The 23,070-nt window shown below is 38.8% G+C and carries 14 protein-coding genes; 4 read left to right on the top strand and 10 right to left on the bottom strand.

Features of this window, described 5'->3' with window-relative positions:
* Window positions 1–306 precede the first annotated feature (306 nt).
* Window positions 307–1,752, bottom strand: a complete 1,446-nt coding sequence (locus GVN22_RS22510; RefSeq protein WP_166553264.1) for an amino acid permease — start codon at window positions 1,750–1,752, stop codon at window positions 307–309.
* A gap of 358 nt (window positions 1,753–2,110) precedes the next feature.
* On the opposite strand from GVN22_RS22510, the gene GVN22_RS22505 reads away from it, so the two are divergent.
* The 4 genes from GVN22_RS22505 (at window position 2,111) to GVN22_RS22490 (ending at window position 12,495) form a co-directional block, all read left to right on the top strand.
* Window positions 2,111–5,254, top strand: coding sequence for a glycoside hydrolase family 3 N-terminal domain-containing protein (locus GVN22_RS22505; protein ID WP_166553263.1), 3,144 nt, complete (start codon window positions 2,111–2,113; stop codon window positions 5,252–5,254).
* Between the two features lie 685 nt (window positions 5,255–5,939).
* Complete coding sequence (glyA, locus tag GVN22_RS22500) at window positions 5,940–7,232, top strand: serine hydroxymethyltransferase (RefSeq protein WP_166553262.1); 1,293 nt, start codon at window positions 5,940–5,942, stop codon at window positions 7,230–7,232.
* 266 nt (window positions 7,233–7,498) lie between these two features.
* On the top strand, window positions 7,499–8,347 hold the full coding sequence (gene tatC / locus GVN22_RS22495) for a twin-arginine translocase subunit TatC (RefSeq protein ID WP_166553261.1): 849 nt from the start codon (window positions 7,499–7,501) through the stop codon (window positions 8,345–8,347).
* Between the two features lie 218 nt (window positions 8,348–8,565).
* A complete protein-coding gene (locus GVN22_RS22490) occupies window positions 8,566–12,495 on the top strand; it encodes a S8 family serine peptidase (RefSeq protein WP_166553260.1) in 3,930 nt (1,309 codons plus the stop codon).
* A gap of 86 nt (window positions 12,496–12,581) precedes the next feature.
* Here the strand turns inward: GVN22_RS22490 and GVN22_RS22485 are convergent, their stop codons facing one another.
* The 9 genes from GVN22_RS22485 to GVN22_RS22445 all read right to left on the bottom strand — a co-directional run bounded on the left by GVN22_RS22485 (window position 12,582) and on the right by GVN22_RS22445 (window position 23,020).
* On the bottom strand, window positions 12,582–14,336 hold the full coding sequence (locus GVN22_RS22485; RefSeq protein ID WP_166553259.1) for a family 43 glycosylhydrolase: 1,755 nt from the start codon (window positions 14,334–14,336) through the stop codon (window positions 12,582–12,584).
* 382 nt (window positions 14,337–14,718) lie between these two features.
* Window positions 14,719–15,045 carry an RNA-binding protein gene (locus tag GVN22_RS22480; RefSeq protein WP_166553258.1) on the bottom strand — a complete coding sequence of 109 codons (327 nt, stop codon included), beginning with the start codon at window positions 15,043–15,045 and terminating at the stop codon, window positions 14,719–14,721.
* Window positions 15,046–15,192: 147 nt separating this feature from the next.
* A complete protein-coding gene (locus GVN22_RS22475; RefSeq protein ID WP_166553257.1) occupies window positions 15,193–16,104 on the bottom strand; it encodes an RluA family pseudouridine synthase in 912 nt (303 codons plus the stop codon).
* On the bottom strand, window positions 16,091–16,342 hold the full coding sequence (locus GVN22_RS22470) for a VF530 family DNA-binding protein (protein WP_095166280.1): 252 nt from the start codon (window positions 16,340–16,342) through the stop codon (window positions 16,091–16,093). Before GVN22_RS22470 ends, GVN22_RS22475 begins: the two co-directional genes overlap by 14 nt.
* Window positions 16,343–16,376: 34 nt before the next feature.
* Window positions 16,377–17,618, bottom strand: a complete 1,242-nt coding sequence (locus GVN22_RS22465; RefSeq protein WP_166553256.1) for an NRAMP family divalent metal transporter — start codon at window positions 17,616–17,618, stop codon at window positions 16,377–16,379.
* Between the two features lie 160 nt (window positions 17,619–17,778).
* The gene (locus tag GVN22_RS22460) at window positions 17,779–18,807 is read right to left on the bottom strand and encodes a hypothetical protein (RefSeq protein WP_166553255.1); all 1,029 of its coding nucleotides are present in this window, start codon (window positions 18,805–18,807) and stop codon (window positions 17,779–17,781) included.
* A gap of 165 nt (window positions 18,808–18,972) precedes the next feature.
* A complete protein-coding gene (gene glpK, locus GVN22_RS22455; protein ID WP_166553254.1) occupies window positions 18,973–20,466 on the bottom strand; it encodes a glycerol kinase GlpK in 1,494 nt (497 codons plus the stop codon).
* Window positions 20,467–20,733: 267 nt separating this feature from the next.
* Window positions 20,734–21,468 carry a hypothetical protein gene (locus GVN22_RS22450; protein WP_166553253.1) on the bottom strand — a complete coding sequence of 245 codons (735 nt, stop codon included), beginning with the start codon at window positions 21,466–21,468 and terminating at the stop codon, window positions 20,734–20,736.
* A gap of 172 nt (window positions 21,469–21,640) precedes the next feature.
* Window positions 21,641–23,020 (bottom strand): DEAD/DEAH box helicase, encoded by a 1,380-nt coding sequence (locus GVN22_RS22445; protein ID WP_166553252.1) that lies wholly within the window; start codon window positions 23,018–23,020, stop codon window positions 21,641–21,643.
* Window positions 23,021–23,070: the final 50 nt, after the last annotated feature.

Below are 23,070 nucleotides of genomic sequence, written 5' to 3'. Positions count from 1 at the left end.
AGCGAAGTTCATTATCATAGCACTCGCAGAGGTAGTAATACAAGCGGATTAAATCTAATTCTCTCATAATCAGTATTATATATGTTTGGCAACACAAATTTACTGACCTATGATTTTACTATCTCTGTTTTTTTAACCCAATATTCGCATTATTATCTAAAATAAGCGTTTTTAGATAAAAGAGGCAAGTGTTTTAAAGAGAAGAGCCAAAGTGTTTTAGTTCTAGAATAGGAAATGAGGTAATGTAAATAAAGAACTCATTTATTTACTTACCTCATTTCCTACTCTAGAACCTATTTACAAATATTAAGATTGTTTATTTCTAATAATACTATTCTTGCGCCCGTAGGTATAATAAATCACCATACCAATAGCCATCCACACAATCAGTCGAATCCACGTATCTAATGGTAAAAATGCCATCATTCCTACACAAGTCAATATCCCCATAATTGGCACAAACGGCACCCAAGGTGTTTTGAATGAGCGTGGAATATCTGGATTCGTTTTTCTTAAAACCAAAATACCGCCACAAACCACTACAAAGGCCAATAAAGTACCAATACTGGTCATTTCACCAACAATATCGATTGGAACAAAAGCTGCAAACAAACCTACAAATACACAGAATAAAATATTCGACTTCCAAGGCGTACGGAATTTGGGATGTACTTCAGAGAAGATTTTAGGCAGAAGTCCGTCTTTGGACATACTAAAAAATACCCGTGACTGTCCCATCAAATCTACCAGAATTACAGAGGTATAACCCACCAAAATAGCTAAAATTACCAATTGGGATAACCAAGCATAAGGCGTTTGTTGAATAGCCACCGCTACAGGTGCAGCATTGTTTTTGAAAGTAGTATAATGTGAAAGACCTGTCATGACATGTGCAAATAGCACAAACAAAACGGTACAAACTAACAAAGAGCCAATAATACCAATAGGCATATTACGCTGTGGATTTTTAGTTTCCTGTGCGGCTGTCGAAATAATATCAAATCCTAAGAATACAAAAAATACTACGCCCGCTCCACGCAAAATCCCTGACCAACCATATTCTCCAAATACACCTGTATTAGCAGGAATATAAGGTTGATAGTTTTGTGGTTGCACATAATTCCATCCCAAAGCAATAAATACCAGTACCACTGCCACTTTGAGCGACACCACAATAGCATTCCATATAGCAGAACCTTTGGTGCCACGCATCAAAATAAAGGACATTAATACCACCACTAAGGTCGCAGGCAAGTTGAACAAACCATGAATCTGCTGTCCATCGGCCAGCGTAACCGTTTCAAATGGCGAGTGAACCAATTGAGGAGGAATATAAAGTTGATAATAAGCCAAAAACTTCACCAAATAGTTTGACCAACTAATCGCTACTGTTGCAGCACCCACAGAGAATTCCAACACTAAATCCCAACCGATAATCCATGCTACTAACTCGCCGAGTGTCGCATACGAATACGTGTAAGCACTACCTGCCACAGGAATCATTGCTGCAAACTCTGCATAACATAAGCCTGCAAAAGCACAGCCAACTGCCGCAACCACAAAAGAAAGCGTCACTGCTGGTCCAGCATTATTGGCTGCCGCCAAACCTGTAAGTGAAAATAAGCCTGCTCCAATAATTACCCCTAAACCGAGCATAATTAATTGAAATGCATTAAGAGAGCGTTTGAGTGTTTTCTCGCCTGACTCCTCCGATTCTTGGATGAGCTGTTCGATGGGTTTGATGTATTTCACTGTTTTTTAGTTTGTTGAATAATATTTTACAAAGTTAGGACAGGATGCTCTTATTTACTAGAGTAATATTATAGATTTTGTATAATTAAGTAAAAGAAGTTAAATAGTTGGGATTTTATCCGCAATAGGCTTACAACCTAATGCGAAAAATTGAAAAGTATCTTTTATAAAATCCGAAATACATTTTTGCCTAATAACTAACACCTATAACCTAAAGTATAAGAATGTAAACTGATTCTACTAATAGATATCAAAATCATGTCGCGATACACTACCCACCTCATTCCCACACAACTCCGTAAGCGTATCCCTCAAAAAATTCTTATCTTGCATATTCAATCAACCTTTGAAACGCTTAATGAAAATAACGCATTACTTCATCAAAACCTTAGCTATCCTAGGTTTGGCAAGTTCGGGGGCTTTGGCTCAATCAGAGCTTTTTCCCAATGCCGATCAAAAATGGGTAGACTCTGTATTTAAAACGCTGACAGTTGACCAAAAGATTGGTCAATTAATGATGCCTCGTGCTAATTACAATGCAACCTACGATACCACACGCCTCAACCAAATCGTAAGAGATTATCATGTAGGTGGATTGGTATTTTTTGCTGGAAATCCTAGTAAGCAAGCGGTATTAGTCAATAAGCTACAAGCCATGGCCAAAGTGCCCATGTTGATAGGAATGGACTTGGAATGGGGCTTAAGCATGCGTCTCGATAGTACAACGCGTTTCCCTTATCAAATGGCGCTTGGTGCAATGCAAGGCAATACCCCGCTACTCGAAGAAATGGGTTATCAAATAGCCCTTCAGTGTAAGCGTATAGGCGTGCATGTGAATTATGCGCCTGTGGTAGATATCAACAATAATCCCAACAACCCTGTTATCAACTTCCGCTCGTTTGGCGAAAACAAATACCAAGTAACGCAAAAGGCCATTGCTTACATGAAAGGCTTGCAACGTGGTGGCGTTATTACTTCTGCGAAGCACTTTCCTGGGCATGGCGATACAGGTACCGATTCTCATTACGATTTGCCTTTGATTAGTCATAATCGTACTCGATTAGATTCTTTGGAGTTGTATCCTTATCGCGAACTTATCAAAAATGGTTTGCAAGGCGTGATGGTAGCTCACTTGAATATCCCATCGTTGGATACTACCAAAAACTTAGCTTCTACGCTGTCAAGAAAAGTCATTACTGATTTGTTACGTAAAGAATTAAATTTCAAAGGTTTGGTATTTACAGATGCCATGGATATGCAAGGTGCAGTGAAATTTTTCCCAGAAGGAACTGCCAACGTAAAAGCCATTCTTGCAGGAAATGATATTCTTGAAACATTTGTAGATGTTCCTGCGGCATTTAATGCCATCAAAAAAGCACTTTTGAGTGGAGAAATTTCTCAATCTGATATAGACGAACGTGTAAAAAGAATTCTTTTGGCTAAATCATGGGCTGGGCTAGATAAGTACAAACCGATTGATACCAAAAACTTGATTGATGATTTGAATCCTCGTTTTTCAGATTTACTCAATCGTCAGTTGGCAGTCAATACAGTTACTTTACTTCGTAACAAAAAAGATATTATTCCTTTACAAAACCTAGATACGTTAAAAATTGCCTCTTTGGTTATTGGAACACCAGCTTTTGGCTCGAAACCTGTAACAGATTTCCAGAAAATGTTGGGCAATTACACGGCTGTAGAACATTTTAACCTAGATGAAAACTCGGCTGATAGTACAATTGCTAAAGTTGAGGAGGCTCTCAAATCGTACAATTTGGTAATTATGGGTGTGAACGGGCAAAATATCCGTCCTGCTAAAAATTATAATATCCTCCCTAAAACTCAGGAGTTGGTTAAGAGATTTAGCAATGCCAAAACCATCATTACGCTTTTCTCAAACCCTTATACATTAGGTAAATTCGAAAACTTAGAAAGTGCCGCTGCCTTGGTTCAAACTTTCCAAGAAACTCCTTATACACAAGAAGCCGCTGCACAAGCCATATTTGGAGCTACTCCTATTACAGGCAAGCTCCCTGTGACGGTAAATACTGCTTTCAAATACAATGATGGTATTTCGACCAAAGCCATTCAACGTTTTGAATATACAGTTCCAGAAGCAGTAGGGATAGATTCAAAATATTTAGGCGCTCGCATTGACTCAATTGTAACCACAGCCATCGACCGTAAAGCAACACCTGGTGCGGTGGTTTTAGTCGCTAAAAATGGTAAAGTGATTTTCCATAAAGCTTATGGAAAACATACGTATGAAGGTAATCAAAAGGTAGCTTTAACTGATTTGTATGACTTGGCTTCGGTTACCAAAATTAGTACTTCGGTAGCAGCGATGATGCGTATGAGCGATGAAGGAAAGTTCTCATTGAGCAGTACCATGGGCGATATGATTCCTGACTGGAAAAACTCCAATAAAGCGGGATTGATTTATAAAGACATTTTGACGCACCAAGCACGCCTAAGAGCATGGATTCCATTCTGGCAAGATTGTATCGACTCTACCAAAATGCTACTGGCAAGCAAAGTGTATCAAGATAAAATTGCTGCGCACGGGTATCCAGAAGGATATAAAATTACGTTTTGGGAAAAATTATTCGGTCGTAAAAAAGCTTATGCTCGTATTGAAAAAGCAATACAGTCTGACAAAAAACTTTGGGCTGAATGTGTGAATATCTCCACACAACCAACCATTTGGAAGCACCATACTTTTGCAACTGAAAAATCTAATGATTATTCTATCCAAGTAGCAGAAAACCTTTGGATTCATAAAGATTACCACAATGTGCTTTACAAGGCAATTGAGGATTCGCCTTTGCGTGAGAAAAAAGAATATGTCTACTCAGATTTGTCATACTATATGTATCCACAAATCATTCCTCGTCTGACTGGTAAAGATTGGGAATCTTTCTTGAAAGATACTTTCTACCAACCATTGGGTGCTACTACGTTGACTTACAATGCTCGTTTGCATTATGATTTAAACAGAATTGTACCAACAGAATATGACTCTCTTTTCCGTAAAACACTCATCCACGGACGAGTACATGATGAAGGTGCTGCTATGCTCAATGGTATCTCAGGACACGCAGGCTTGTTTGGTAATGCCAACGATTTAGCAAAATTGATGCAGATGTATTTGCAAAAAGGATATTATGGAGGTAAGCGTTTTATCAAAGAAAGTACTTTGAACGAATGGACGAGCTATCCGTTTAGTGTTGCAGAAAATAGTCGTCGTGGCATTGGCTTCGATAAGCCCGACCGCAAAAAGCCAGGCATCAGTGCTGCTCCAAGTGCCCCAGCATCGAGCTTTGGACACTCAGGTTTTACAGGAACTTATACTTGGGTTGACCCCGACAATCAACTAGTGTATGTATTCTTAGCCAACCGAGTATATCCTACACGCAACAATTCCAAATTGTCAGACCTCAATGTTAGAACCAATATCAATGAGGTAATCTACGATGCCATCAAAAGAGGTATTAAGAAATAAGATTTGAAAATGAGAGGATTTAAAAATTTGAGGATTTGAAGATTTGAAAATGTCATAAATCTCCATTTTGTTATAGCTGTAAAACATGAGTCATCCCTAATTTAGCGATTGAGTGATTGAGGGGATGAGTGATTATGTTAAAATTTATATTCTCACAGTAGAGACGCAATGATTGCGTCTTATACTGAGTGAAAATCTAGCATGGTAGCATCAAAAAAGCGGTCAGAAAATATTTTCCGACCGCTTTTTTGATGAAAACTTGGAGGATAATCCCAATCTTAAAATTTAGGATGACTCATATTTGATATTATTACCTTTTTAGACACAAAGCACTACGTCTCTATCCCTAAAACTCATTTTTAAAATAATCACTCATCCACTCAATCATGAGCCACTAAATTTAGCAAGTTAGTCTAGTAAAAACACTTAAACTCTTCTTTGCCAGTACTTAATCTTTTTACTTTTTCTAGAAATTAAAACTTTCTACTAATAACCTGAAAAATAAAGGGTTGCGAGACTAAGGCTAATTGAAAAATTGCCTGATAAGCGTAAAAAAATGTTTTCACAATCCATTTTTTAAGAGTATTTTTACTGTGTTAATACAAGAAACGCTTGGTTTTTATCATTATTTAATGATTTGTTAATACAAAACCAACCTCACAATTATTCAATCACAATTTGCGAAATGGCAACAGCAACTTTCACGCTCGAAAGAGATACTGAAATTTTTAACTTGATTAACCAAGAAGCACACCGCCAAGAATTTGGTATCGAATTGATTGCTTCTGAAAACTTCACATCTAAGCAAGTAATGGAAGCACAAGGCTCTGTGCTTACCAACAAATATGCAGAAGGTCTTCCAGGCAAACGTTACTATGGTGGTTGCGAAGTAGTTGACCAAATCGAAAATATCGCTATCGAACGTGCCAAAGCTCTTTTTGGTGCTACTTGGGCTAACGTGCAACCTCACTCTGGTGCACAAGCTAATGCAGCAGTATTTTTGTCTTTCTTGAACCCTGGCGACAAAATCCTAGGTTTCAACCTTGCACACGGAGGTCACCTTTCTCATGGTTCTCCAGTAAACTTTTCAGGTAAATACTTCCAACCATTCTTTTATGGTGTAGAAGAAGAAACAGGTTTGATCGACTGGGACAAAGTAGAAGCTACAGCCTTGAAAGAGCGTCCAAGATTGATTATCTGTGGTGCATCTGCGTATTCTCGTGACTGGGATTATGCTCGTTTGCGTAACATCGCTGACCAAGTAGGTGCTTTGTTGTTGGCAGATATTTCTCACCCTTCTGCTTTGATTGCAAAAGGTTTGTTGAATAACCCAATGCAACATTGCCATATCGTTTCTACAACAACACACAAAACGTTGCGTGGTCCTCGTGGTGGTTTGATTATGATGGGTCAGGATTTTGAAAACCCATTCGGTTTCAAAACATTGAAAGGTGATTTGAAAACAATGTCTGCTTGTTTAGACGGCGCGGTATTCCCAGGAACTCAAGGTGGTCCTTTGGAGCACGTAATCGCTGCTAAAGCTGTTGCTTTTGGCGAGGCTTTGTCTGACGATTTCCAAGTATATGCTGAACAAGTTCAGAAAAATGCTAAAGTTATGGCTCAGGCATTCTTAGACAAAGGTTACAAAATCATTTCGGGTGGTACAGACAACCACTTGATGTTGATTGACCTTCGTCCAAAAGGATTGACTGGTAAATTGGCTGAAAACACTTTGGTAAAAGCTGATATTACGATCAACAAAAACATGGTGCCATTCGATGACAAATCTCCATTTGTAACATCGGGTATGCGTGTAGGTACTGCTGCCATGACAACAAGAGGTATGAAAGAAGCTGAAATGTTGCACATTGTTGACCTTATCGATAGCGTATTGATGAACCATGACAACGAAACTTACATTGCTTCAGTAAAATCAGAAGTAAACAAATGGGTTGAGAACTTCCCACTTTACAGATAATTCTCTGATTTTGTCGATATGAAAAAACCCTGACACCTACAAAGGTTGTCAGGGTTTTTTGCTTTTTTCGTGTAACTTTGCGAATAAGCACTTGATATATTTCGTTGTCAAAAACGAACTTATCTGGCAAGGAGCTTTCAAGATTTAGTTTTGTATAAAAAATACTTTACTCAATTTTTGACTCCATCTTGTTTGTTTTCCTGTAAGTAAAAGACTTTCAGGCATTTGCTCGATACAACATCTCATTTTAATTTTTAAACTGACTAATGGCACTAGACCAAGAATTTGACGAAGAACTAGAAGAAGGTATCGAAGGAAAGGAAATGACCTTCGTAGAGCATTTAGAAGAACTTCGCTGGCATTTATTACGCTCGATTGCGTCTATTTTGATATTTACAATTGTTGCTTGGATTTACAGAGAAGAAATTTTTGGAGGAATCATCATGGGACCTGCCAAATCTGACTTCTGGACCAACCGAATGTTGTGTAAAGTAGCCGATGCTACAGGTATGGAAGGGCTTTGCTTTAAGCAAGCTAGCTTTATTTTGCAAAGTCGTGAGGTGTCAGGTCAATTTATGATGGCACTTACCCAGTCGATTATCGTAGGTTTGATGTTTGCATTCCCTTATTTCTTCTGGGAAATATGGAAATTTATTCGTCCAGGCTTGAAAGACACCGAAAAATCTGCTGCTCGTGGTGCGGTATTTTGGGTATCGCTTTTGTTTTTCATGGGTGTGAGTTTTGGTTACTTTGTGGTTTCGCCAATGGCGATTAACTTCTTGGCTAACTTCAAACTTGATGATAGTATTCAAAACCAGTTTGACATCAACGATTATATTTCGTTGTTGTCGATGATGACATTGGCTTGTGGTCTTACCTTCCAACTCCCAATGATTGCTTATGTACTTTCACGAGTGGGTATTTTGACGCCAACTTTTATGAGAGAGTACCGCCGTCATGCGTTGATTGTAATTTTGATTGTGGCAGCCATTATCACACCATCGCCAGATGTTATTTCTCAGTTGTTGGTAGCAACCCCATTGTTTGGTTTGTATGAAATCAGTATTTGGGTTTCGGCAAGTGTAAATAAGAAAAGAGAAGCTGAAATACTCTAAGTGTAAATGCTGAGTTGTGAATGTAAAAATTACACTTAAAACTCAGTACTCATCCTTAATACTATTAACAAATAAGCCTTAGTACGAGTTGTACTAAGGCTTATTTGTTTTAGTTGGAAAGTGAACGCAACGCTTCCTTCAAAAAAACTGTCATGTTTGTATCGTAAGTATTCAGTAAAATACGTAGTTTTCCCTTTCATTTGTAACCAACCGATTGTATGAAAAAAATACTTTTATTGTATTTACTCTTTCTCACGCATCTCACCTTTAGTCAAGAGAAGAGTCTTTACTCTACTTCACAACAAAGCAAACAACAAACTGTATCTCTAGAAATTAGTAAGCAGGAGGAAAATGAATACCAAAAAGCGTTAGAAACTGCAAAGTCTAAAAGCTGGCCCATTAATGGTGTTTATAAAGATGGAAGGGTTTACTCTCTGAAAGGATTGGACGCTACAGGGCAACCTCTTTACTTAATCACACATAGTAATGCCAAAGCCGCTGCTGCGACAAGAACTACCTCTATGTACACAGGCGGGAGCCTTGGGCTGAGCCTCAGTGGTAGTAGTAGTTATATGAGTGGCAAGCTGGGTATCTGGGATGGAGGACGTGTGTATTCGAGTCACGTTGAACTTACAGGTCGTGTTACCCAACAAGATAATGCTACGACTTTAGACCAACATGCTACCCATACTTCGGGAACGATGATTGCTACAGGTATCTCGGCACAAGCGAAAGGTATGTCGTTTGGTGCCAATCTTCGAGCATGGGATTACAACAGCGATAATACTGAAATAAGTGCAGCTGCTAGTGGCTTGCTTATCTCTAATCACTCTTATGGTTACTTGGCAGGGTGGAATTACGATTCAGACGTAAGCAAATGGCGTTGGATGGGTAACGTTAATATCAACGCTTTTGAAGACTATAAATTTGGATTCTACGATAGCAATACACAAACTTTAGATAAAATTGCCTACAATGCTCCTTATTACCTTATTGTAAAATCAGCAGGAAATAACCGTGGCGAAACAGGACCAGACCCGGGTACGGTTTATTACTTGGGTAGCGGAACGGATACTAGTTCGGTAGCAAGAAGTAAAAATGATAGCTATGATATTTTGCCAACGACGAGTACTGCCAAAAATATTTTGACTGTTGGCGCTGTAAACGCACTTGATGCAGCACCTACAAAATCTTCCGACATTAAAATCTCAGATTTTAGTAGCTGGGGACCCACAGATGATGGTCGTATCAAACCAGATATTGTTGGTGTGGGTGTAAACGTATTCTCTACTTCTACAGGCTCAACTACGAGTTATGCTACCTTGAGTGGGACATCCATGTCGAGTCCGCAGGTGGCGGGTAGTTTATTTTTGCTCCAAGAATTATATGCCAAGCAGAATGACGGGCAATTCATGCGCTCTGCAACCCTGAGGGGGCTCGCCATTCATACCGCCGAAGATGCTGGAAATGTGGGTCCTGACTATATTTATGGTTGGGGTTTACTCAATATGGAAAAAGCAGGAAAAGTAATTTTGAATACTTCAAAATCAAATTTACTTCAAGAAAAAAGCTTAGCTCAAGGTGCGACTTCAACTCAGACAGTTGTTGCTTCTGGTCAAGAACCTTTACGAGTAAGTATTGTTTGGACTGACCCTGAAGGTACCATTACTTCGACATCAGCATCAAACTTAAATAATCGCACGCCTAAATTGGTAAACGATTTAGATGTAAGAGTTTCGGACGGTACTTCTAACTACTTGCCTTTTACCCTAAATCCTGAAAAACCTTCAGATTTGGCTACAACTGGTGACAATATTAGAGATAATATTGAGCAAATTTTAATCAGTAATCCATTGCCTGGGGCTACTTATACCATTACAGTAAGCCATAAAGGAACTTTGACTAATAGTAAACAAGATTTTTCATTGATTGTAAGTGGTGTCGGAGCCGTAACCTATTGTAGCAATGCGGTAAGTTCGGGTAGCGATGTGATTGAATCTGCTAGTTTGAGTGGTGGTAATAATGTTTCAAGTAATCAAGCATTAACCTTAAATGTATCAGTAAAAAATACAAACAACCATATCTTGAAAGCATTTATTGACTGGAATAGCAATGGAAGTTTTGATGATGAGGGTGATCTAGTAGGTACAAGTACAGTAAATGGCACAGGAGCATACGCCCTAAATTTTACTGCACCTCAAGCAATCAATTTTGGAACAACGCTACGTATGCGTGTCATTTGCTCGCAAGCGGCTAGTGCAAGTGCTGTTACAGCTTGTGGTTCGGTTTCTAATGCAGAAGTAATGGATATTCCTTTGGCTGTTACAAGAGCACTTAGCGATGTAGCTGTAACCAACTTGTTGACACCAGAAACGGGTTTATTCTGTAGCAATACTGCTTTGACACAAATAAAGGTTAGTATTACAAACAATGGTTTAAATAGCCTTTCTAATATCCCAGTAAGTGTAACAGTAAGTAATACTTCTGGTGCTAGTGGAACATTCACAGGAACTTATACGGGAACTTTGGCTTCTTTAGCAACAGGAGAAGTGACTTTGACAGGAACGATGAATGTTGTCGCTGGACAGAGTTATAGTTTTGCCACACAAGCAACCTTAGCAAGCGACCAAGATTTAAGAAATAACCAAGTTACCTTTACTCGTACCGTAAGCACAACGGCTGCTCCAACAGCCGAAGCCATTGTATGTGATGGTGCTAGTACTGCCATTATCAAATCGGCAAGCTCTACTTCTGTACAATGGTTTGACCAATCTGCAGGTGGGACACTTATCTACACTGGAGGTACAGGCTCATTTACCTTACCAACAGGAACAAGCAAGTTGTATGTTTCGACAGGCGAAATTTCGGGAAGTATTGGAGCAAAAACTAAATACGAATACAGTGATGGATCTTACTATGAAAACTTTGGTCCAGCGATTGTAATGACTACCCAAGCACCAATCGTAATCAAGACTGCTAGAATTTACGTAGGTACATCAGGTAGCATCACATTTGATGTAATCAATGCAGCAGATGGTGCACCAGTTTCGTCTGTGACAATTCCAGTACAAGCGACTAGAACAACTGCAAATTCGACAAGAAATAATACCCAGTTGATTGATGACAAAACAGACCAAGGTGTCGTAGTTAATCTTAACCTCAAACTACCTGCTGCTGGTACATACTACATCACACAAACATGTGCTGACGGAGCGTCAATTTACAGAAGTAATAAAAACCTTACTTCAACTGCAACAGATCTAGTGGGTTATCCTTTCTCATTAAACAATACCGTGAGTATTACAGGAGCTTATTACAATAGTAGTATTATCAAAACTGGATATTACTATTTGTATGACATTAATATTGGAGCATTAGAATGCCCAAGTACACGTGCTGCTGTAACTATTCAAAGTGTAACTGCTCCTACTGTAAGTGTTACCCCAGCAAGCACTATTAGCTTCTGCCCAGATGGCGCTGGTACGTTAACCGCTACCTTGGGTAATGGTTATACTTATCAATGGTATCGTAACGGAGCAACTTTAAATGGCGCTACAAGCAATACTTTAAATGTAAGCATTGCAGGTACGTACACAGTGAAGGTCTCAAATGGTGGAGCTTGTTCTACTACCACTTCGGGTGTGACAGCAACAGCTTACACTCCAATTGCTCCTACTGTAAACTGGACAAATGGAGTACTTGCAGTACTATCAGGAACAAACCCAACATGGACTCTCAATGGAATTGAGTACCCTGCGGCAAAAGGTCTAGCAAGTTTCACCCCAATTCAATCTGGTTTTTATAACGCTAAAGTTACTGATGCTAATGGTTGTAGTGCTTACTCTCCGGGCGTAACCGTAACGATTACAGCCATTGAAGAAGATTTGTTGTCAGATGGGCAATCAAAAGTTTATCCTAATCCAACTTCTGGAGTTGTTACGGTAAAAGTTCCTGATAATAACTACAAGGCTGTTACAGCAGAAGTAATTTCTTTAGTAGGAAATACCCTAACTCAAAAATCGATGGAACGTATCGGAAATGATTTCTGGACAAGCCTAGATTTAAGCCAATATACCTCAGGTCAATATTTCATCCGAGTATATACAGATGCAGGTACAAGAGTCTTGAAAGTAGCTTTACAAAAGTAATTTCAATGATTTGAGTTTTTGAATCAGCAAAAAGCCCGATAAGAAAGTAACTCTTATCGGGCTTTTGATTTTATGAAAATAAAGAATTATTCTCCAACTACACCACTAAGAGCAGATACACCATTTTCATTAAATGCCTCAATCGCATAGTAGTATTTCTGTCCCAAATTCAACGCTCTGATTTGTAAAGATGTTGGCTGATCGCCATATACTTGATAGGTTTGATACAACTTGTCTTTTTCTATTCCCCAACGGATATTATACCCTACGACATTGGGTACTTTTTCCCAAGAAATATCCACATTTCGTTCATCTTTTTGACGTTTGGCTACCAATTTTTGAGGTGTAACAGGTGCTTGTCCCAAGCCATTACCAAATACTCGGATTTCGCCAATGGCAAGGTTTTGTGCTTTGACATATACATGCTCATATTTGATAAAACGACCTTTGTAAGGTTTTTCTAGTTCGATATAAGCACATGGTCTATCTCGTTTAGGTTCTTTGGTAAGGTCACGCAATAGTTCCCATTTTTTCCCATCTTTTGAACCCCAAATTTTGAATAAAGTATAAACACTCGAATCGGAATCGAAAACATTATTCTTATAATCTATATAGTTTACCTGCAATGCTCTTACTTCCGATTCTCTTCCCAAATCGATGCTTGCCCATTCGCCTGCTTTGTTTTGTTTGGCTACCCAAAAGCTTTGACGTCCTTCGTCTGTTAAGTTTTTCGCCACGTGAATCGTATCTTGCTGAGACGAAACAGTCACAGGTTTTTTATAAGAAAGAAGCATCCAACCTGTAAACAACGCATCGCGATTATCCCATTTACCTGTTGGCAAATAATGAGGCCAGTCACCAAAACGGGTATTTGAGTACATTTGTCCCTCTTTGTCAAAACCCGCAGGGAACATTGAAATACGTCGTTCCATTGGCCAGTTTACCGCCAACCACGGCGTACCTGTATTCCAATAATTTCCATACACATCCTGAAAGGTATTGCCATGTCCCGCACCAGTCATATACCCACCAGGACGATAAGAAATGGGATTATAAGGTGCATAGGTAAATGGTCCAAGTGGGTTGTCACCAACATAAGTACCATTACCATAAACATTGTATTCTGTTCCTGGTCCTGCATACTGAAGATAATACTTACCATTATGCTTGGTCATCCAAGCGCCTTCAATAAATGGCTTAATCATATCGGCATGATCTGGACCAAAGCGTTCCCAACCATGTTGGTATTGGTCCAAAAATATCAATGGTTTATAATCTGTTTTGTCTTTGTAAGTCAAATTACGGCTTTTATCTAGCTCTGCTCCAAATATTGGATATACATTAGAAGAGCCCCAATACATATACCATTTATCGGTATCGGGGTCATGAAAAAGCGCTGGATCCCAAGGACCAATATCCTTAGGTAGCTGTGGCAACCAACGATTAAGGAATTTGAGTTTTCCTTTTTCAGGTTCAGTAGAATAAAAAATAGGGCGTTGCTGAAAAGTCGACTGGAACAAATACAAGGTATCTCGCACCGAAACTGCTGCTGGTGCGCACATATCTTCCATAGGCCATTTGTCAGGAACAACATAGTTCCAATTGACTAAATCTTTAGAATGCCACCAGCCTCCCGAAATAGTTACGAACAAATAATATTCGTTTTTGTGGGTCACAATAACGGGGTCTGCTCCTGAGCGGTAAGAGATACCTTCGTTCATTTGCTCGAAGTTGTAGCGATAGCCAATGTCGATAGGATTACAGTACGTAGCCTGCTTATTTTGAGCCAATAAGGCTATTGATAAACAAGACAGTAAGAAGCTTAGAAGGGATTTTTTCATATATTCAATTTGAGTTTATAAAAATTCAAATCAAATGTAGGACTTTTTTAGGTAAAAATATTTTAGCTCAAGATTCGGGGCAGGACAAATGCCTCCAGTGGAATGAACTTAACTATAAAACGAAAGAGCACTCATTCAAGGCATTACCCTTAAACGAGTGCTCTTACTATATTGGCACATTTCAGTAATACGCTTTATGCAGTAAGCAGTAGGCAAAATAAAGTTTAAGATTGTGCTTAGGCTTTCAGGTATCGGCTTTCGGTGGTGGGCTTTGGGAAAAATGCATGTCCGTGGTCGTTAAAACATTTTAACACTCTTTGCCTTGTGCCTGTTGCCTAGTGCCTAAACACATAACTTAAATCTTATTTTGCCCGCTAACTTATTATTTCTTTCTGTAGCTTTTACCAATACCTTTAAAGTATGCACTTGAAGTTTTCTTTGATTTAGAATCCTTCACGCTCGATTGAAACTTTTGTTGAGATTCGCTGACAATCAAAATTCTTCCATCAAGTTCACTTCCATGAAGCGCAGCGATAGCAGCTTTAGCTTCCTCTTCGTTGGGCATTGTTACAAACCCAAAACCTTTACTTTGACGAGTGATTTTGTCGATAATAATTTTTACAGATTCTACCTCTCCGTGAGTTTCAAAAAGGGCTTTTAAACCCGCTTCCTTCAACTTAAAAGGAAGACTGCTTACATATATATCCATTTTTTTTGAATGATTTTACGTTAAAAAATAAGTATTAAGTGGTGTGCTATAAGCTGTAGGCATTAGGCAGAAAACCTTCTTTTTTGCCGTGTATCCATAGCTGACTGCCAAAAACCCAATAAATTAATTTTGTCCGCCTTAAGCATATTAAAATAATGCCTTAAACTTTCCTGGTAGTGGTGTTTGAAAATTAAAAACTTCTTTTGTTACAGGATGGATAAAATTCAACTCCCAAGCGTGCAATCCCAATCGCTTGATTGGGTTTACTTTTGAGCCGTATTTTGCATCGCCAATCACTGGGTGACCAAGGTCTTGCATGTGAACTCTTACTTGGTTTTTACGACCTGTTTCCAACTTCACTTTCACAAGTGAATAATTGCTATTGGACTTAATGGTTTCGTAATGTGTAATGGCCTTTTGCCCATTATTAGGATTTTGTGACGAATACACAATATAGGCTTTACTTTCTACCAAATACGATTCTATTGTTCCATAGGGGTATTTCAACTGCCCTTCTACTACCGCGGCATAAACACGCTCCTTGGTTTCGTGCCACGATTCTTGCAAAAGTTTTTGAATCTTTTCGCTTTTGGCATAAATCATTACCCCAGAAGTCTCGCGATCGAGGCGGTGAACAATGAATATGCGATTGTTAGGATTCTCTTTTTTGACGTGATTACTCAAAATTGAGTACGCCGTTTGTTCCTTTTCACGATCAGTTGCAATAGACAACAAACCTGCTTCTTTGTTGATAACAATCAAATATTGGTCTTCAAATATAACATTAAGTCCTTTGTAAGGTTTTTCTTGATGTGATTTCAAAGCCTTAATTTGAACTTCTTGCCCTGCCACCAAAGGGTGGTTAAATTGAGAAGTGGCTTTACCATCAACTAATACTTGTTTGTCACGAAGAAGACTCTTGATATTGATTCTACTTTTATGTGGCATCTTGGCAATCAGGAATACCATCAATTCGGTATTTTCGGTTACCTGAAATTTTGCCTCCGAAGATTTTGAAGGAGCACCCTCAGGTTTGGGACTCCATTTATTTGGTTTCATGGACATTACTTTTACGCTCAATCTCTCTGACTGTTTTGATGTATAACTCCTCGACTTTTTGTCTAGCCCAAGGCGTTTTACGCAAAAACTTCAAACTCGATTTTACACTTGGTTCAAAATTAAAACAGCGTATTTCAATGAGTTGCCCCAATTGACTCCAGCCATAATAAGCTACCAAATGATTAATGATCATTTCGAGCGTGATGCCATGTAAGGGATTATTTACTTGCTGATTCATAAGTACAAAGGTATGAATATTTTAGCGAATCGCCTTACAACAATACTAATGCGATAGCTGCCAATGTCATAACCAACATCGTCAAAGCACCCATAAAGTTGTCTAATCGCGTATTGGCAAATCGTCCCATAATCGTTTTATTGTTACTGATATGCATAATAATGGCAATCAAGATCGGCGCAATCATTCCATATAAGACAGCAGTATAAATCAATGCTTTGATAGGACTTATGCCAATAATATTTACAAAGAGCCCAACAACCATCGATACAATCAGGGTTATATAAAATCCTTTTGCTTCATGAAATTTTTTATCCAGCCCTTCTTGCCAATCAAAAGCCTCCGCAATCATATAGCTCAGAGCGCCCGAAAGCACAGGCACAGCCAACAATCCTGTACCAATTACACCAACCGCAAATAACAAATAGGCATTATCACCTGCCAAGGGTTGTAAGGCACGGGCGGCTTCTTCCACGGTATCTACATGAAAAATACCTGCTTGAAACAATACTACACCTGTTGTAAGGATGATAAAGAAAAAAACTACATTGGTCAATAGCATTCCCCAACGAACATCGCTTTGCATGGAATGAATTACCCGTTTGTCTACAATCAAATGGTGTTGTTGGATTTCTTCGACTTCCATGGAGGCTTGCCAAAAGAATAAATAGGGAGAAATTGTAGTCCCCAAAATACCTACCAAGGCCACAAAATAGTCGGATGAATATTCAATTTTTGGAATAAAGGTATCATGCAAAACAGCTAACCAATTGATTTTTAACATAAAAGGAATTGCAATATAACTAAACAGCACTATACAGAGCCATTTGAGAATCATAGCAATACGACGATAAGATAAAAAGACAATGCCAAGTATAAGTAAGGTCGTAAAACTAATCGAGCAAATAAAAACGGGTATTTCAGGAAAAATCAAATGCCCGACCGCTCCCATTCCCGCAATATCTGCCCCAATATTAAGAATGATAGAAGGAATACTGACCAGCAAAATTAGATATAGAATGTACGGAGGATAATACTTTTTGATCGTTCCCATGAGCCCATGTCCTGATACCAAACCAATTCTGGCACACATTTCCTGAATAGATACCATCAGAGGATAGGTTACAATGGCAGTCCACAGCAACTTGGTGCCAAATTGTGCCCCTGCTTGTGAGTACGTTGCAATACCAGAAGGATCATCATCGCTAGCACCTGTAATTAAACCTGGGCCTAGAACTTTCCAAAATGAGATTATTTTTTTCTTAAAGGTCGTCATTGGGTTTTGTATTAAATGTCTCAGACAGTACGGTAATTTATAAAATATCTATGGGAGAAAGCTTCTTTTGTCATGATTTTAAATAAAACAAAAAGGTCGACTGATTTAGTCGACCTTAATATTAGAAGTAAAAATTGTCAAAGGCTTAAAGAATGTTGAATTATGGCAAATTCAACAAGAAACCGATGGTAAAGTTGGCATCCCAGTCAAACACAAACTTTTTACAGCCCGTTGTTTCGGCAACAGCTTTGTAGATATTCAACCCAGCTTTTGACTTAGCATTATCTAGTTTATAAGCCGAAGGAGCGTCCAATACAGTATAACGTTCGGTTCCTTTGCGAACGGCTTTAGCCAATTCGAATGGTACACCACCAATGATAAAACACGTTTCACGGTTTGCAGAAGGAATTTGCTTTGACTTAGCAGAGATTTCTTTGGCTACAGTTTCATCATCAATACTATTTTGAAAATACTTCGCGCCATACGATTCTAAAGAACGAATAGCAGAGCCTTCATGCCAAGATATCTTGGTATTGCCAGAACCAATATCAACAACAAATGAATTATCAGCAAATTCTTTAGGTTGTACAACTTTCAATCCAAGTACCCCTTCTTGCTCTGGAGTTACAGTATTTACGTAATAGTTAAGAGACTTAAGTGCTTTGATAATTTTTTGGGTTACCTCGGCCTTTATTGCTCCAGAACTAACGACAAAATGAATTTCTTTGCCTCCAACACCGTAATCTAGCATATTTCCAATGTACTTTTTCAAACCAGTTCGTACATCTTCATCGGTAGCCATATTCTCAGTTACAAGGCTATTACCAAATTCGGCTTTTTCAAGCTTCCAGTTTTTATCTTTATCGATACGAACGATAAATGAGTTAAAACCACTTGCTCCCAACTCTACCACACCTTTGAGCTTACCAGCAATCGGAACAGGTGCTGTATAGTCAAAAGAGGCTTTGGCAGTTGAAGTAGCCTCATCGTTACTGTTGCTACTTGCTTCGCTCGAACTTTGTTCTTCGGCAGGCAAAGTGCTAGAAGTTGTCGATGCTGTTTGAGTCGAATCTGTTGTTTTAAATTTTTTGAGTAACTCCTGTCCTCCCAACTTAGAGAATCCAAAATAAAAAGCCGCTACTACAAGGGCTGTGATAATCAATCTACCAGCTACTGTAAGACGTTGCATAGGAATAAGGTTTTGATTTTGAAAAATATGAGCTTGTTGCCCAGTATTGTTTTACAATACTACAAGATACATAATCGTTTGGCAAAGCTTTTAGTTTTTTCGGTTAAAAATAAAGATAGTTGGCCAAATGGTAGGCTGAATCCTTTTTTAAACCCACTCCTTATTTTACTCTTCCCACTCAAAACTACGGGTAACCGCTTTTTTCCAATAATGATATAATTTTTCACGCTGCTCAGCTGGCATATCTGGCTTCCAAGTGTGAGCTATGCCCCAGTTTTGCTTCAAATCATTCAAATCTTGCCAATATCCAACTGCCAAACCTGCCGCATAGGCAGCACCCAAAGCAGTGGTTTCGATCATAGCAGGACACACAACGGGTACATCTAGCATATCTGACTGAAACTGCATTAGCATTTCGTTTACGACCATTCCTCCATCAACACGTAATGATGATATTTCGATTTTGGCATCTTTTTCCATGGATTCCAATACCTCCAATGTTTGAAATGCTGTAGCTTCCAATGCAGCACGGGCAATATGTCCTTTGTTGACATAGCGTGTCAAACCTGCGATAATACCACGAGCGTCAGCTTTCCAATAAGGGGCATATAAACCCGAAAACGCTGGAACAAAGTAACATCCGCCGTTATCTTCTACTGATTTAGCGAGGTCTTCTATATCTGAGCTTTTTTCAATAATTCCTAGATTATCTCTTAACCATTGTACCAAAGCTCCCGTAATCGCCACGGAACCTTCCAAGGCATAATGTACAGGTTCTTTGCCAAATTGATAAGCTACTGTCGTCAATAATCCATGAGTTGAAGGCGTAGGCGTAGTTCCTGTATTGAGTAACATAAAACACCCTGTACCATAAGTATTTTTGGCTTCGCCAGCAGCAAAACAGGTTTGTCCAACTAAGGCAGCTTGCTGGTCGCCCAAATCACCTGCTACAGGCACACCCACCAATAAGCCTTTGGCCTCAGCATATACCTCGCTACTTGAGCGAATTTCTGGTAATATTTGCTTGGGAATATCTAAAATCGCTAATATTTCATCATCCCATTGCATAGTATGGAGATTCATCAATTGGGTACGGCTGGCATTGGTTACGTCTGTAACGTGGATACCGCCATCGGGTCCACCTGTCAAATTCCAGATTACATAAGTGTCCATATTACCAAAAATGGCTTCTCCATTTTGTGCAGCTTCACGAAGTCCCTCTACATTATCCAACAACCATTTGATTTTCAGACCACTAAAATAGGTAGCTAGAGGTAATCCTGTTTTTTCTCTAAAACAGTTTGCTCCTCTCGATGCTTCCAATTCTGCTACGGTATTTCCAACGCGCGTATCCTGCCAAACTAGGGCATTATAATAAGGTTCGCCAGTATGTTTATTCCAAATAACAGTAGTTTCACGTTGGTTTGTAATACCTACAGCAGCTAAATCATGTGGCGATAAATTAACCTTGCCCAATGCCAAACCAATGACTTCTTGTGTATTTTGCCAAATTTCGGTTGCATCGTGCTCTACCCATCCTGCTTGTGGATAAATCTGTGCATGTTCTTTTTGACCAACCGAAATCATATTACCTTGTTTGTCAAAAATAATAAATCGCGTACTTGTTGTACCTTGGTCAATTGATCCTATGTATTGCATAGTTATTGTTAGGATTTAGGGCAACATTGTAACGTAGTCTATTGATACAATTCTCAAAAGCTATTTTTACGAATATCTTTTCACTTTATACCAAAGTCCTCAAAACAATCTTGCATTATTGATTATAATATATGGGAGATAGTTTGCTTATTTTTTCACAAAATAGTCATATTAAATCTTGCACACAATCAATTTCAAGGAATTAAAGCACACAAAAAAGCCTAGCTACTCATTGTAACTAGGCTTTTTTGTGGTGTTTTGTTGATATTATTTAAAAAAGCCCACAGGGTCTTCTTTTTTGGCCATTAATTCTTGCACATAATTCAAATCAACAAAGCTTAAATCTAGCACTCGGCATTTGTGGAGATAATCCCAAGCCTTGTCATAATGTTCTAACTGAAACTCTGCAATAGAATATTTGAGCCAAGCATTGGCATTAGTCGAATCTAGTTTTACTGATTTTTCTAACAAAGCCAAAGCATCGTCAATATCATTGCAATCTTTCTTTTCTTTGAAACAAGCAATCTGAACCGTTGCCACGTCTACCATCAATACGGTATTATCGGGCGAAAGCGATAAGCCTTTCCTCAAAAATGCAGCTGATTGTTCAAAATTGTTGCGTTGATAACTAATCGAACCTAAGCCCCAATACACATCCATATTGTTGGGATTGAGCAAATAAGCTAGATTAAATCGATAAGTAGCAGTATCCAATAGTCCTTCACTCAGATACTCCCAACCACGTTCGGCAAAAAACTTACTAGCTTCTTCTTTAGTCGAAAAATTCGTAACACATTGCTCTACAAAGTCTGCATTCTTAACGAGTTGCTTTTGTAAGGTCTCTCTACTTCCAAAAAGGGGTAAATAACGGACATCCTGACTGTCGAGATTTGCAGTTTCTTTCTTAGTAATCTGCCTCGAGCTAGCTAATTGAGCTACTTCTGTTTGGGCGAAAGCCTGAACGGTCGAACTCAAAATGAAAAAATAAAGTAACTTTCTCATAAGTGGTGGTAAACGCACTCTCTATCAAAAAAATAAAATTTCGAGCTTTCTAATTTAGCCTTTTAGATGAAATGTAATTAGGTCTCTGCTGAGATTTTATTCCAAATTACAAAAAAATAAGGAACTACACTAGTGTGTCGCTCCTTATTTTAACGCATAGAATACCAGTTTATTATCTACGCTTTGTATTTCTTCTTGAAGAACTCCCTCCTGCCTTTGCACCAAAGCTACCATTTTTCGGGCCTTTACCTCCTGCTACAATCTTTTTCTTTTGGCGTTCCTGCTTCTCTTTACTTTTTACTTTAATATCTTTTTTCTCATGAAAAGCTCCTTTAAAAGTAGGGTCTTCCTTCTTACGTTGAGCGTCTATTTCACGAAGCATTTCTTGATTTTCGATAAATGGCGTCTGCTCTATAGTTAAGCCTTCTGGTAGCTCATAGCGAGGAATCTGCATTTTGATGATTTTCTCAATCTTCTTAACGTGATATTCTTCGGCAATGGTCATGAAAGTAATAGCCTCACCTGTTTGGTTGGCACGACCCGTACGACCAATTCGATGCACATAATCTTCATAAATGATAGGAACATCAAAATTAATTACGTGACTCACCATCTGAATATCAATCCCTCTTGCTGCTACGTCGGTGGCTACCAATACCTGAATATTTCCTTCACGGAAATCATCCATTGAATTGATACGGGTATTTTGCCCCTTATTGGCATGTATTACTCGGATTCTATCTTCAGGAACGACTTTTCTAGCCAAGAATTTAAAGATATTATCTGCGACTTCTTTACTTCTACAAAATACAATCACACGGTTGAAACGCTCCGAATCGGTCATCAATAACCCTAAAAGATTGATTTTGGTTTTGAAGTTGGGTAGTTCGTACAATATCTGATTAACCATTTCAGCTGTAGTAGCCTGGGGGCTTACTTCAACTTTTTTGGGAAACTCCAAAAACTCATGCGATAGGTTTTCTACACGTGGTGGGAATGTAGCAGAAAACAATAGATTTTGGCGTTTCTTAGAAGGAATTACCTCCAAAATACTACGAATTTGTGGCATAAAGCCCATATCCATCATTTTGTCGGCTTCGTCAAGTACGAGCGTTTTAAGCTCTTTTACTCCCAACTCTCCCTTAAGGTAAATATCCATAAAGCGCCCTGGTGTGGCCACCAAAATGTCAACGCCTGCTTTGATAGTCTCAATTTGCGTCTTCGGACCTAACCCTCCATAAATTGCCACGTGACGAATATCCGTGTAAGTGGCTAATTGAGTAATAGTCGCGTCTATTTGCATCACCAATTCACGAGTAGGTGCCAATATCAATACGCGTGGGTGCATACCTTGTGCGTATTTGATTTTCATCAAAATTGGCAACAAATACGCTGCTGTTTTGCCTGTACCCGTTTGTGCGATTCCTAATACATCATGCCCTGACATTACCAATGGAATAGCCTGTTCCTGAATCGGACTTGGGGTCTCGTATCCAGCATCGGCAATGGCATTGAGTAATTGTCTATTTAAATCAAATTCTTCGAAAGTCATAACTTGTAACTTACTGATTCGCAAGCTGTTTTTCTTTTGTCGCTCGCCTC

The organism is Cellulophaga sp. BC115SP (assembly GCF_009905545.1).
GTDB classification, from domain to species: domain Bacteria; phylum Bacteroidota; class Bacteroidia; order Cytophagales; family Spirosomataceae; genus Flectobacillus; species Flectobacillus rivi.
Note: the sequence above shows the minus strand (reverse complement) of the source record. Positions and strands in the feature narration are given on the sequence as shown.